This is a genomic window from Noviherbaspirillum sp. (assembly GCF_036563305.1).
Lineage (GTDB): Bacteria > Pseudomonadota > Gammaproteobacteria > Burkholderiales > Burkholderiaceae_D > Noviherbaspirillum.
Genome location: NZ_DATCMQ010000017.1, coordinates 297,848 through 310,972, shown reverse-complemented (window position 1 = coordinate 310,972; position 13,125 = coordinate 297,848). Strand labels below are relative to the sequence as shown.

13 protein-coding genes are annotated in these 13,125 nt (G+C 63.8%); 7 read left to right on the top strand and 6 right to left on the bottom strand.

The features are described from left to right. Positions 1-172 precede the first annotated feature (172 nt). The 4 genes from VIM12_RS21105 (at position 173) to VIM12_RS21090 (ending at position 2,697) form a co-directional block, all read left to right on the top strand. Positions 173-985: an AAA family ATPase gene (locus VIM12_RS21105; protein WP_331944465.1), complete on the top strand. Its 813-nt coding sequence runs from the start codon at positions 173-175 to the stop codon at positions 983-985. Between the two features lie 140 nt (positions 986-1,125). Further along, complete coding sequence (locus VIM12_RS21100) at positions 1,126-1,482, top strand: hypothetical protein (protein WP_414691820.1); 357 nt, start codon at positions 1,126-1,128, stop codon at positions 1,480-1,482. 208 nt (positions 1,483-1,690) lie between these two features. Further along, positions 1,691-2,116 carry a response regulator gene (locus tag VIM12_RS21095; RefSeq protein WP_331944463.1) on the top strand — a complete coding sequence of 142 codons (426 nt, stop codon included), beginning with the start codon at positions 1,691-1,693 and terminating at the stop codon, positions 2,114-2,116. Further along, positions 2,104-2,697, top strand: a complete 594-nt coding sequence (locus tag VIM12_RS21090) for a histidine phosphatase family protein (RefSeq protein WP_331944461.1) — start codon at positions 2,104-2,106, stop codon at positions 2,695-2,697. The genes VIM12_RS21095 and VIM12_RS21090 overlap by 13 nt, the downstream gene beginning before the upstream one ends. Before the next feature lie 2 nt (positions 2,698-2,699). Here VIM12_RS21090 and selD read toward each other — a convergent pair whose 3' ends face one another. Next, positions 2,700-3,767 (bottom strand): selenide, water dikinase SelD, encoded by a 1,068-nt coding sequence (selD, locus tag VIM12_RS21085; protein ID WP_331944459.1) that lies wholly within the window; start codon positions 3,765-3,767, stop codon positions 2,700-2,702. 205 nt (positions 3,768-3,972) lie between these two features. Here selD and VIM12_RS21080 point away from each other — a divergent pair, with 205 nt between their 5' ends. Next, a complete protein-coding gene (locus tag VIM12_RS21080; RefSeq protein WP_331944457.1) occupies positions 3,973-4,428 on the top strand; it encodes a response regulator in 456 nt (151 codons plus the stop codon). 56 nt (positions 4,429-4,484) lie between these two features. Here the strand turns inward: VIM12_RS21080 and VIM12_RS21075 are convergent, their stop codons facing one another. Next, positions 4,485-6,407 (bottom strand): AAA family ATPase, encoded by a 1,923-nt coding sequence (locus VIM12_RS21075; RefSeq protein WP_331944455.1) that lies wholly within the window; start codon positions 6,405-6,407, stop codon positions 4,485-4,487. Between the two features lie 311 nt (positions 6,408-6,718). Between VIM12_RS21075 and VIM12_RS21070 the strand changes: the two genes are divergently transcribed. Continuing rightward, positions 6,719-6,886 (top strand): hypothetical protein, encoded by a 168-nt coding sequence (locus VIM12_RS21070; protein WP_331944453.1) that lies wholly within the window; start codon positions 6,719-6,721, stop codon positions 6,884-6,886. Positions 6,887-6,906: 20 nt separating this feature from the next. Here the strand turns inward: VIM12_RS21070 and mdoH are convergent, their stop codons facing one another. From mdoH to VIM12_RS21055, 3 genes are all read right to left on the bottom strand, one after another. Next, a complete protein-coding gene (mdoH, locus tag VIM12_RS21065; protein WP_331944451.1) occupies positions 6,907-9,414 on the bottom strand; it encodes a glucans biosynthesis glucosyltransferase MdoH in 2,508 nt (835 codons plus the stop codon). Continuing rightward, positions 9,387-10,943 (bottom strand): glucan biosynthesis protein G, encoded by a 1,557-nt coding sequence (locus tag VIM12_RS21060; protein ID WP_331944449.1) that lies wholly within the window; start codon positions 10,941-10,943, stop codon positions 9,387-9,389. Before VIM12_RS21060 ends, mdoH begins: the two co-directional genes overlap by 28 nt. A gap of 174 nt (positions 10,944-11,117) precedes the next feature. Beyond that, on the bottom strand, positions 11,118-11,354 hold the full coding sequence (locus VIM12_RS21055; protein ID WP_331944447.1) for a hypothetical protein: 237 nt from the start codon (positions 11,352-11,354) through the stop codon (positions 11,118-11,120). Positions 11,355-11,555: 201 nt separating this feature from the next. On the opposite strand from VIM12_RS21055, the gene VIM12_RS21050 reads away from it, so the two are divergent. Continuing rightward, entirely contained in the window at positions 11,556-12,245 is a 690-nt protein-coding gene (locus tag VIM12_RS21050; protein ID WP_331944445.1) for a recombinase family protein, read from the top strand. Between the two features lie 412 nt (positions 12,246-12,657). Here VIM12_RS21050 and VIM12_RS21045 read toward each other — a convergent pair whose 3' ends face one another. Continuing rightward, positions 12,658-13,056: a GFA family protein gene (locus VIM12_RS21045; RefSeq protein WP_331944443.1), complete on the bottom strand. Its 399-nt coding sequence runs from the start codon at positions 13,054-13,056 to the stop codon at positions 12,658-12,660. Positions 13,057-13,125: the final 69 nt, after the last annotated feature.

Here is a 13,125-nt window from a genome sequence, read left to right as displayed (position 1 = left end):
TGCAGGAGAACAAGCGTTTCAGGAGTTTGCAATGACGATCAGTATCGCCCGCTCTCATCCTATCTACAGCATGCAAGCCGTCGAAAGCGCTCAGGAAAGGGCGCGTGCACTGAAATCACCCGAGCTCGAGGCGTTTTACGAAGATATGCTCGAGTTGGGGGCGGAACGTTTTGTGACTACCCCATCATCGACCGGGGCCCTGGAGCCCTTGTACGAAGACTGCCCGAACTTCGGCGAGGTGCTCGATGACCTCAAGCGCTATCTGGGCCTCGCCATCGCCGGTGGAGCGAGTTTCAACCTGATGCCGGTCCTGCTCCTCGGCGACCCTGGCGTGGGCAAGACCCACTTCGGGAAGCGCCTCGCCTCGGTTCTGGGCACCGAATTCGAATTCATCAGCATGAACGCCTTGTCGGCCGGTTTCGTCATCACCGGCAGTTCCTCGACCTGGAAGGGGGCAAAGTGCGGCAAGGTCGCCGAGCGGCTCGTGAAGGGGAAGTTTGCCAACCCGGTGGTCCTGCTCGACGAGGTGGAGAAGGCGACCGGCTCCACACAGTCCGACCCGATGGCCGCGCTGTACCAGTTGCTCGAACCGGAAACCTCGCGCGCGTTCCATGACGAGTTCATCGATGTCGATCTCGACGCCAGCCAGGTGTTCTGGGTCCTCACCGCCAACAGCCTGGAGGGCATTCCCACCGCGCTGCTGTCCCGCATGGCGGTGTACGAGGTCCCCGCCCCAAACAATGAACAGGCGGCGGCCATCGCCCGGCGGGTGTACGCCGGTCTCCTTCGGGAGCTGAACATCAAGCACATCGATGCGGACCTGGCCGATGGCGTGCTCGACAAGCTGTCGGATGTCTCTCCACGGGAAATGCGCAAGGCGCTGCTCGACGGCCTCGGCCACGCCGTTGCTGCCGGGCGGGATGCGCTGGTTCCGGAGGACGTGCGGGTGAAGGCCGACCTGGCGCGCCGTCGGATCGGGTTCTAGGAGAACTTCGCGGCATCACACTCCAGGCCGCCGCAGGTTCCCAGGACGCCGCAGCGATGCAATGCCCGCGCAAACTTTTTGTCCGTTGCCGAAACCGGACACGGCGCAAGCAGTCGTAGTGGACAGGGGCGTTGCTGCGCATGCGGCAACGTATCGGCATGCGCCTGTCGCGCATGCATCCTATGACAATGGAGGTAGCAATGAAAAAAATCATCGCCGTACTCGTGTCCACCCTTGCATTTGCAGCAGCGAGCCAGGCGCAGACCCAGTCGCCGAGCACCGAAATCCGCGAGAGCACCGACCCGGCAAAGGTCGCTGAAGTCGAGCGCCGCGCGGCCGAACTGCAGGCCAGCCAGCAATCACAGGGGACGGGAGCCAGTTCCGGCAGCAGCGATTCGGCTTCCGACCGGCACGGGATGAAAGGCCGCAAGCATCACGGCGCGCGTTCCGGACAGGAATCCGGCAAGAGCGGTGCTTCTGGTTCGGGCAGCAGGTAATCCGCTTCACGGCGGCGAGGCGGTCGTGCACCCATGGCGCCGCTTCGCCGCCCGTTGCAATCGCACACACCAATGAACTCGCACCTACCCGGCATGGCGGCTTTTGCCCTCCGCATCAGGCGTGCCGGCATGAACCAGCCTCCTGCACGGCTGATGAGAGCCTAGTCCGCCAGCCAAAACTGCATGACTTCCTCAGAGGAAAACCAACATGAGCGTCGCCAATGATACCGGCAGGAGCGCGGCGCGCGGCGTTCCGCTGCGCATCATGGTGATTGAAGACAACCGCGACCTTGCAAAGCTGTTTTGCGACCTTCTTGAAGTCATGGGTTGCACCACCCGGGTCGCCTTCAACGGGCGTTCCGCCCTCAGCATGGTGGAAGACGAGGCGCCGGACCTGGTGTTTTGCGACCTGCGTCTCCCCGGCGAAACCAGCGGCTACGATGTTGCCTCCGTACTGCACGCCGACCCCCGTTTTTCGCATATACCCCTGGTCGCCGTCACCGGCTATGACGGTCCGGACGAACACCGCCGTGCGCTCGAGGCCGGCTTTGTCCGGGTTTTCGAGAAGCCGGTGAAGTTTGCGCAGATGATGGAGGTGCTGCACCATTGCGGGGGCGGAAGATGCGCCGGCTGATCCAGGCTTTGTTGCTGCCCCTTTCGTTGATCGCGTCCGGTGCCGCGCAGCCAGCCGAGGCTGCGGAATCCGATGCGCTCGTGGCATGGAATGCGTTGCGGGAGGGCGGCCACGTGGTTCTGATGCGGCATGCGCAGACGGAAGCCGGCATCGGCGATCCACCCGGTTTCGCTCTCGAAGACTGTCGCACGCAGCGCAACCTCTCGGCTGACGGCCGCAAGGATGCGAGGCAGATCGGACAGGCATTTCGCGATCGGGGGATCAATGTCTCACAGGTACGCTCCAGCCGATGGTGCCGGTGCCTGGACACCGCCCGCCTGGCTTTCGCGACAGTCGAGCCGGAACCCGCGCTGGACTCGATGTTCCGCGAGGAGGCGTCGCGCGGCAAGCACAAGCTGGACGCGCTGAAGGCGATCATTGCAGGCCGGCCGGCCCATGGCAATCTCGTGCTGGTTACCCACAGTCAGAACATCATTGCGCTTACCGGCGTGTCCCTCGGGTCAGGAGAGATGCTCGTGGTCAAGCCACTGGCCGCCGGCCTGCAGCAGGTCGGGGTCATCGCGGTGCCACGTTCGCGCTGAGTTCAGGCGGCGACTTCCACGCGCGGCAGGCCGTCGACCACGGTACCGATCTCGGTCGCCTGCGCAAAGCCATCGCGGTGAAAGACGGAGAGAACCTCGTCAACTGCTTCGGGCGCACAGGAGACCAGCAGGCCGCCGGAGGTCTGCGGGTCGGTAAGGATCGATTGCTGCACCGACGTCAGGGTCGCGGCGAGATCGACTTGCGTGCCGTATCCCGCCCAGTTGCGTGCGGAGGCCCCCGTCACGAATCCCTGCGCCGCCAGGCCCGCCACCTGCGGCAGCAGGGGCACGCGTCCCATGTCCAGCCGCACGGTCTTCCCGGCGCCACGGGCGAGTTCGAGTGCATGCCCCAACAGACCGAAACCGGTGACATCGGTAATCGCGTGCACCCCTCTCAGGTCGGACAAGCGTTGCCCTGGCTTGTTGAGCCTCGTGGTGCTCTCGATCATGGTCCGATAGCCGGCATCGTCGAGCGCATTCTTCTTGAGGGCCGCGGACAGGATGCCCACGCCCAGTCCCTTGCCGAGAATCAGGCGATCGCCGGTCCGCGCGTCGGCATTGCGCTTGACCCGGGCCGGATGCACCAGCCCCATCACCACCAGCCCGTAGATCGGTTCCACCGAATCGATGGTGTGTCCCCCGGCCACCGGGATGCCGGCCTCGGCGCAAATCGACTCGCCGCCGCGAAGAATCCGGCCGATGGTATCCAATGGCAGTTTGTTGATCGGCATGCCGACCAGCGCGAGCGCCATGATGGGCGTGCCACCCATCGCGTATACGTCGGAAATTGCGTTTGTCGCGGCGATACGGCCGAAGTCGTACGGATCGTCGACGATGGGCATGAAGAAGTCGGTGGTGGCGACCAGTGCCTGCTCGTCGTTGAGCTTGTACACGGCGGCATCATCCGCGGTTTCTATTCCCACCAACAGTTCCTTCGGCACCGGAAAGCCGCCGGACTGTTTCAGTATGTCCGCCAGCACGCCAGGGGCAATCTTGCAGCCGCAACCGCCGCCGTGCGAGAAGGAGGTGAGCCGGATTTCGGAAGAAGACAGGTCGGTCTGTGTGTTCATGCGGGTCCTGCGCCGTCGGCGCGCGAAGATCGGGAAGCCGGGATTATCCCCCGATCCGTGCCGCCCTGCACGGTGCCGGCATGCATGAACCTTGATGCCGCAGCAGGACGCGGGATGAACTTTCGCTCACAATCTAGCCTCCATAGCCTGCACGACAAGATCGGACGGCCATGTGCCACCTGTCCAATTTCTACCGGATGACGCCATGAATGCCTTGCACCAGCATCGATTCCTTCATCCCGCGACCGACGGCCATCCCGCGGCCGGCGCAGGCGGTTCCCCCGCCGGGCCGGCGGCGCGCCACATCCTTGTCGTCGACGACAACCAGGATGCCGCCGACAGTCTCGCCATGCTGCTCGAATACCTCGGCAGCACGGTCCGCGTCGCCAACAGCGGCCAGGCCGCACTGGACATGCTGCAGGAATTCAAACCGGATGTGATCCTGATGGATATCGGCATGCCTGGCATGGACGGGCTCGAGGTCGCCCGGCGCATCCGGGAACAGAATGCGCTGGCCGGCACGCGTCTGATTGCGCTAAGCGGGTGGGGGCAGGAAGAGGACAAGCGTCGTTCGAGTGAAAGTGGATTCGACCATCACCTCACCAAGCCGATCGACCTCTCCACACTCGAATCCCTGCTGAACCGTCAGCCTGGCGCCTAAAAAAAAGAGCCCCGCCGGCGCGCAGCCGGCGGGGCCTGTTTAGGCACCGACGAGGATCAGGCCGCCTGGCGCGGCAACTCCACCATTTCGGAAAGCAGCGCAAATACTTCGTCCTTCGACAGCACATAGCGCTCGAGCAGGATGCCGGTCAGGGCCGAAATCAGCCCGGTGTATTCCTTCATTGCCTCCAGCGTGCGGGAGTACAGTTCGTCGGCTTTTGCCTCGAGCTGCCGCAGCGCCTCCTCCGGTGCCACGTCGTTCTTCAGCTGCGAGTAGTCAAGCTTGGAGCGGGAGTACATCGACAAGCGGTTCACCATCAGGTCGAGCATCGACGTGACCTTCTGGATGTCGTTCTGGCTGCCGGTGGAAATGCCACGCGCCCCGTAGAACAGCTCCTCGGCAGCGACGCCGCCGTAGAGCTGGACCACGTCCTGTTCCATCTCTTCCAGGGTGCGCAACGACACATCGCTGGCCGCCGAGAGCACATAGCCGAGCGCCCCGATCTTGGACACCGACTCGGTGCTGATCTTGAGCAGATTGGATCGCGCTTTGACCTCGTCCCAGCTCATCCCCTTGCGCAGCAGCGGGTCGATCTGCATGAAGAAGTGGCCGAGCTCATGGCGCGCCACGCGTTCGCGCTCCTTGTCCTTTTCCGCCGTGGTCGCGCGGTCGGTCAGGCCGATCGACGCCCGCTCGAAAGCACGGAACAGCACGTCGGTCGTGATCAGCGATTTCTCCTGGATGGCGATCATGCTGGCGCGGTCGACCACGGTTTCCAGCAGGGCAGGGCTGAGGTTGGCAGTGATGTCGGCGACGTAGTCGAGATTCAGGTCGCTCCAGTCGATGCAGGCGGGATCCTTGCGGGACAGGAAGACGTTGAGCAGGTCGCGGCGTTCGGCGCGGTTGGGAAGACGGAAGTTGATCTTCACCGCGAAGCGGCGCAGCATCGCCTCGTCCATCTGCATGTTGTTGTCGTCGAAGTTGGATGCAACCACCCAGATCACGCCGGCGCCTTCGTCGCTCTTCACGCCGTCGAGCAGGCCGAGCAATGTGTTGGCGGTGTCGTCATCCCACTTCTTGTCCCCGCGCCCGCGCGGCATGAACAAGCTTTGGGCTTCGTCGAGGAAGATGATGCAACGGCCCTGCGCGCTGGCTTTCTTGTAGATGGCGGTGAGGGCCTTCGAACCGCCGCCGACGAAACCGGACTCGAGGCTGGAGCCGGAAGTCTGGATCAGCGGGATGTCGAGCTTCTTGGCGAGGTAGCCGGCGAGCTTGGTCTTGCCGGTGCCGGCGGGCCCCGTCAGCATCACGTTGAACGGCTTGTCGATGTTGTGGGAGCGGTAGATATCGCGATTGCGGATCATCTCTTCGAGGTGGGCGACTTCAGCCTTGATGTCTTCCATCCCGATCAGGTCGTCCATGCTGCCCTTGAGGTTCTCCGGCTTGGTTACCGAGGCGCCGCCGGTCAGCCCCGGCAGGCCCTTGCGCAGCCCGATGGCAAGGAACACCAGCAGGGCAATGCCGATCGCGTTGCGGGCAAGGAAGGCGGCAACCTCCGCCAGCGCGCTCTTCTGGGCTTCGCGGTCGTCGAGGACGCCGCGGTGCGCGGCCAGAAATGCCGGCTGCGCGATCGCGTAGGGGATGGCATTTTTCAGGAGGACTTCACGCTCCAGGTTGGCATGCGTCGAGCTTGGCACCTTGACAACGGTGATCTGTTCCGCGCCCTTGTACTTGAAAACATAGCGGGGGAAATCCGAGAGGGGTTCGGCGATCAGCAGGTATTCCAGCCTGTTCTTGGCACCGGAGGCCAGGCGGGTGATTTCGGAAATGTCATGCGATTGCACGACGGGCGTAGTGCTCGGCATCGTAAGCGGCTTGTAAACCAGTGCAGCAACGGCGGCGAAGGCGAGCAGCACGGTCAGCACCGCGACAACGTAACCATTTTTGAAGGAGTCGTACAGTTTGGAAATGCGGGGCATTCTTGATCCTATGGACGTTCGGTTTGCGTGCATCTGACCGCTCGGACCCGATCTGCGCGCAACGTTTCTGGTAAGCAGTCTTAGGACAAGGGTGTACCGGTTTGGTTGCCTCGCACAAAAAGGAAATCGCGCTTTTTTTCGATCGCCGCGATCGATAGCGCCGATGAATGGCAATTCCTGTCAGTCTTTGCGCTGTCCGGCGTGGCCTGGAAGAAGCATCAGCGTCGCCGGATGGTTTTGTTGACTGGGCGCAATCCTTGACCAAGACCCAGTGCTTTAATGATGGAAGGCACTATCTTGAGGAGCACGCCATGATCTCGATGATTATCTTCCTGCTCGGCCTCGTCCTGGTCGGGCTGATTGCCGGCGTATTCCTGATGGCGCTGATCGAATTACGTCAGATCGACGACGCCGCAGCCGCCCCGGACCTGGCCACGGCGGGGGCCGCCGGACTCTCGGTCCAGGAAAACCAACCATAAATCCCCGGCGGATTCGATTCTCAGTCCGCGGCGATGCGCGCCTGCCAGGACGCATGCGCCCCCGGGGAAGTCCATACGTCGAAGTGCAGCCTTGACAGGGCCAGGGGATCGCTCAGCAACGTCAGGCGCTGGGCTTCGCTGAGCCCCTCCGCCCCCGATTCCAACGCAGTCTTCCGCAGGGCTTCGCGCTGCGCACGCGCCGATTCGGGCAGCGCCGGGTGGGCGCGGGCGGCGCAACATACAAGCGCATTCGCCAAGGGATCGACCACCGCGTCGACGAAATCCGGCAGTGGCGCCGCCTCGGCCGCATACCGTGTGCAATCGGCCAGCTCGGTCGGCGCTTCGCGTTCCTCGGGAATCAGGAACAGCTTCGCGCGGCGCGTCGCCCGGCCGAGCGAAATCCGGCTCGACCACACGGATAGGGGTCCGGACATCAGCAGGCCGCCAGCGATCGGCAGCAACCATGGCAGGAAGGTCGGATTCAGCAGGTAGATGCCCACCAGCCATGCCAGCCCGAGCAGCATCTGTCCGCCATGCCGCAGCAGCGCCTCGATACGCGTGGTCTCCGAGTCGGCGCGCGGCGGCGATTTCCAGTGTATGGCCCAACCGAGGAAGGCTGCCACTACGAAGCGGGTGTGGAACAGCATGCGCACCGGCGCCAGCAGCATCGAGAACAGGATCTCCAGCAGCATGCTTGCAAAGACCCGTGCGAAGCCGCCGAAAGCCCGTGCACCCTGCATGCCGACCGTCAGCACGCTCAGCACCTTGGGCAGGAAGAGCAGGGTGGCGGTCGCGGAAAACAGCGCGAGTGCCTTGTCCGGGTGCCATTGCGGCCATACCGGGAACAGTTGGCGGGGAGCGAAGAAGTATTGCGGCTCGACCAGGGTATGCATGGCCAGGAGCGCCGTGGAGAGCGCAAGAAAGAGGAACCACAGCGGCGCCGACAGATAGGCCATGACGCCGGTGGCGAATACCGCGCGGTGCACCGGGTGCATGCCACGCGCGGTGAACAGCCGGAAGTTCATCAGGTTGCCATGGCACCAGCGGCGGTCGCGCTTCAGTTCGTCGAGCAGGTTGGGCGGCATTTCCTCATAGCTGCCGTCGAGGTCGTAGGCAATCCATACGCCCCATCCCGCGCGCCGCATCAGCGCCGCCTCCACGAAGTCGTGCGACAGGATTTCCCCCGCCAGCGAACCACGGCCGGGCAGGGGGGCCAGCGCGCAATGCCGGATGAATGGCGCCACCCGGATGATGGCATTGTGCCCCCAGTAGTGCGATTCGCCCAGCTGCCAGTAGTGCAGCCCTGCCGTGAACAGGGGACCGTAGACGCGGGTGGAGAACTGCTGGATACGCGCGTACAGCGTGTCGCGTCCTGCGGCGACGGGTGCTGTCTGGATGATGCCGGCGCCGGGGTTCGCTTCCATCAGGCGCACCAGGGTGGCAAGGCAATCGCCGCTCATCACGCTATCGGCGTCCAGCACCACCATGTACCGATACTTCGCGCCCCAGCGACGGCAAAAGTCATCGATATTCCCGCTCTTGCGCTTCACCCTGCGGCGGCGGCGGCGGTAGAAGATGCGGCCAAAGCCGTTCACCGCCCGGCACAAGCCGGCCCATGCCGACACTTCGGCGGCGCAGGTATCGCTCTCGTTGCTGTCGCTGAGGATGAAGAAGTCGAAGCGGTCGAGCTCGCCGGTGCGCTCCAGCGATTCATAGGTGGCGCGCAGGCCGGCAATGACCCGCACCACGTCCTCATTACAGATCGGCATGACGATCGCGGTCCTGGCCTCGGGCGCAATCGGTGCCCGGTCGTCGCGGCTGCGCGAGATGAGGAACCGGTCGGTGCCGCGCAGCATGAGCCAGAAGCCGGCCAGTGCGGTCCAGAACCCGGCCGACACCCAGCAGAACAGGATGGCGAACAGGGCCAGGAGCAGCATCTCGAGCCACGCGGTTCCCTGATACGGCAGGACGCGACTCATGAACCAGGTGCCGGCCATGGTCTGGGCAACCATCAGCAAGAGCAGCGTGATCCGCCGGACATTGCCGGCGAGCTGCCACTTGCCGCGCGGGTCCGGTGCGTCGACCTCGTCTGCATCCTCCGTTACGCCCGATCCGGGGCCGCGCATGCCGGCCACGGTTTGCTCGCGGCCTTTCCGGCGGCCGTCGCCTTGCGCAAGCGCATCGGTCCAGCGCACCAGCGGGTTGAGCGGGGTCCAGGGTTGCGGGACCATCGAGGAGCGCGCAAGGGGAGGGGCGATCGGGGGACAGGCGGCGCGATCCAGGCCAGTGGCGATCTGCGCCCGGCGCGCCACCGAGCGGAGCGCGGGATTGTCGGCGTGCTCGCGGCGCTCGGCGTCGCCGGCGAGCTGCTGCTGCAGGCGGCCCAACGCATCTTCGCCGGCTCCTGCAAGGCTGCCGCGCAACGCATCCCGTAAGGTCGCATCCAGTCCGAGGCGGTCGATGTAGCGATCGCAGCGGTCCGACTGGTCGGGCAGATCCTTCACTCGGGCGGCAGTATGTAGCTCCACGTTTCTGACAATGTAGTGTTGTTATGGCGCAGGTAAGCGCGCAGTTCGACCGGCTTCTTCTCGTCGACGCGGCGCAGGCGGATTGCCGTGCGCCAGCCGCCGCTCGCGTCGTTCGGATAGGTATTCACTTCCAGCAGCTTCGCATTGCCGTCCGCCGTCACCATCCCTTCCAGTTTCGCGTTTTCTTCCAGTTTGCGCAGTGCCGGCCCCTCGAAATCGACAAACAGGGCGATGCTGTCATCGGGCTTGCGCACGTAGCCGTGCCCGCGGCGCGTTTGCGCCACCCATGCAAGGGGAGGCCGGCGGTCCGAGTCCTTCTGCCACAGCATACGGTACTCGAGGTCGAGCGGCGCGCCCGGCTTCGGAGGATTGTCGGGCACCCAATAGGCGACGATATTGTCGTTGGTCTCGTCGGGAGTGGGAATCTGCACCAGTTCCACCCGACCCGGACCCCAGTTCCCCTTCGGCTCGATCCACGCGCTTGGCCGCCGCTGGTAGTTCGCTTCCAGGTCCTCATAGTTGCCGAAATTGCGATCCCGCTGCATCAGCCCGAAGCCGAAAGGATTGTTGCTGGCAAAGGAGGTGATCAGCAGGCGGCGAGGATTCACGAGCGGCCGCCAGATCCATTCGCCGGTGCCGGAATGCACCGACAGCCCATCGGAGTCGTGCACTTCGGGACGGTAATCGTCGATATTCGGCCGGTGGTTTTCGCCGAAGTAGAACATGCTGGTCAATGGTGCGATGCCAAGCTTCGTCACGTTCTCCCGCAGGAAGAGTCGCGACTTGACCTCGACCACGGTGTCGATACCGGGCCGGACGACGAACTGGTAGGCGCCCGTGGCCCGCGGCGAATCCAGCAGGGCAAATACCGTCAGGTCCTTGTCGAGCGGCTTGGGGCGACGCACCCAGAACTCGGTGAACTGCGGGAACTCCTCTCCGGAGGCCAGCGCCGTATCGATGGCGAGTCCGCGCGACGAGAGTCCGTACAACTGCCCCTTGCCGACCGCCCTGAAATAGCTGGCGCCGAGGAACACGATGACCTCATCCTTGTACTTCGGCGTATTGAGCGGGTAGTGCACCCGGAACCCGGCAAAGCCCAGCCCGGCGAGCTCCTTGGCGTTCAGGTTGTTCTTCCCGTAATTGAACAGGGAGGGGTCGAAACGGATTTCCTTGACCGCGGTCCCGACAATCTCATTGATCCTTACCGGGCTGTCGAAGAACAGCCCCTGGTGAAAGAAGGCAAGCTCGAACGGCAAACGTTCCGCGCGCCAGTGCGACTTCGCCGGGTCGAATCGGATATCGCGGTACTGGTCGTACGACAGGGAGGACAGTGCCTTGGGGATGTTCTTCTGGGGCTTGCTGTATGCGCCTGCGGCGAGTTTGCGCGCCTTTCCCGCCACGTCTTCGAAATCGAAGGCATGCGCAGCGGCCGCCAGCAGGCTCAGTATCGCCGCTGCGGCAAACAGTCTGCAGGACCGGCCCACGCCTATTCCTGTTGCTTTCAAATGCGTCACCAATCGGGAAACCATGACAGCCGTCCATGGTGCCAGCATCTGCCCTTATCCTTTTGACACTGGGCAATATTTGATGCGGTTGGATGTGCTGATGCGTGCACCTGCCTGGGTCAGGTGCATCAATCTTGGAAGCGAGTGGGAGAGCAGTTGCCGGAGGAGGATCCGGCAACGCCGCCTGGGCGGCGGCGATCAGACGGAAGAAGGGGGCGTGTCCTTGAGGGGGAGTGCGCGTGAACGGCGGATGGCTGCCTTTCGGGCCTCGGTCACCTCGCGAAGCGCAAGGGCAAGCATTTCCTGCCGTCGTCGCACGGGGACCATATTGCTGGTCACACTGTAGGCGCGCACCGTCCTTTCGAGATTACGAAGGGCGCGCAGTTCTTCGCTGTGTTGCTCGTCAAGCATCATGGTCACGTCTTTCAATTGCAAGCGGGAGTACGTCCTAGACCGCCGATTGAATGAAATGTTCCCTTCAGGAAAAGTTGCGCGCGGCATGGCCGGCTTTCGCCTTGCACGGGGCGCGGCGCTGCCTTTTCTTGTGAGTGGACCGCCATTTGATTGTTCCTGCCGGCGTGCTGCAACCGCCGCGCGCCGGCCATGTCATATGGGTATTAACGGGAGGATGCCGCGATGGATAGCACCAGCATTGCCGGAAGAACGTTCGTCTACTGCCGGGAAAACGCCGCGGGTCTCGCGGACGAACAACTCGCAGCCGTGAATCGTGCCGGCTTCCACATCCAGCCTGGATGCCTCGTGCTCGAGGACGTCCCATGCACGGTTCCCGTCACCCGCAGGAAGCAGTTTTCCGGTCTGCTTGCCATGGTGCGCGAAGGCGATGCGCTGGTGGTCGGTGGACTCGACGCCCTCGGAAGGACGGCCGGTGAGATGCTGCACGTCATGAACCGGCTCGCACAGGCCGGCGTCGCGCTGTATTGCGCGCCTCTTGGCGACCGCGAACTCGCCGCGGGTGACGGTGCGGCGCTGTTTCGCGCCACGCTCGGCGAGGTGGCGACGGCCGAGCGGGAACAGATGCTGGAACGTGCTCAGTCGGGCCGCAGCCGTGCCGGCTCACTCCGGACCGTGCGCACCAGGTTGCCGTCCCCGGCGATGCGAGCGGAAATTGCCGGTCGCCTGGCCACCGGCGTGCCGGTCGCCCAGATCGCACGGGAATACCGCTTGCCTCGCCAGGCTATCATCCGCATGTGCACGGTACGGGCGGCGCCAGAAGAGCGCGTCGTTTCCGTTCCCGCCAAGGGTGCCTCGCGTCACGCGATCGAAGCCCTTGCCATGCTTGCCGGGGACGAAGCCAAGCGCGGCTGAATAGGGAAAGCACGCGCAGTCGGCCGGTGGCAGCGATTCAGCTTGCCGGCCTGCCGGTCGCTGTCCCCATGCAGCGCTCGGCGCCGTCATAGTGAAACAATCCACAATTTCGGTTCTGCGGTCAGCACTATCTCCGGCGTCGTCCTGAAAACTGGCTTCCACGCAAAGCCGTCCGCTTGATCCGGCCACGGCATTCCGTGGCAGCGTCCGCCATGGGTGGTTTTCTCATGAACGTGACAGGCGGGACGCGAGTAACGAGGGGCGTGGCAACGGATGGAAGCCTGTTCTTTCCGACGACTCCACGTCCGTGTAGGATTTTACATAACGTAAATTATGAAATTTCGGTGTGTCAGTAGGCAATGCGGATCTCCGTCCCGTCCGAACCGGATCAGTCGATCCGCCCATGACGACGTCACCGCCCCTCGAGCCTGGTCTCCGCATATTGCGGCAAGCCGTCGTTCAGGCTGATCCATGGCAAGCGACTCCGTACGTAGGTGTGCGACTTTGGCGGATACCGCTCGGGTTCGTCAAGGCTGCAGATGGCGATGTCCACTTCGTCGGGAACGCGTTCATCCGTGAATGTCAGCATGGTTCCGCAGCGCGCGCAGAAGCGCCGCGTAACGCTCGCGCTTGACCGGTAACGCGCAGGATCGCCGCGTACGAGGCGAAACGCCGCCGTCGGAACGGTGAGCCAGGCAACAAACGGTGCTCCGCTGCTGCGCCGGCAATCGGTGCAGTGGCAGTTGGTCTCATGGGAGGCATTGTCCGCTTCGTAACGGACGTCGCCGCATTGGCATCCGCCTTGGATCATGTCAGGCTCCGTTCAGCGATTACCTCTTTTGGACCCGCAGCGGCGCATTTTGTTAGCGCTGGCCGCAGT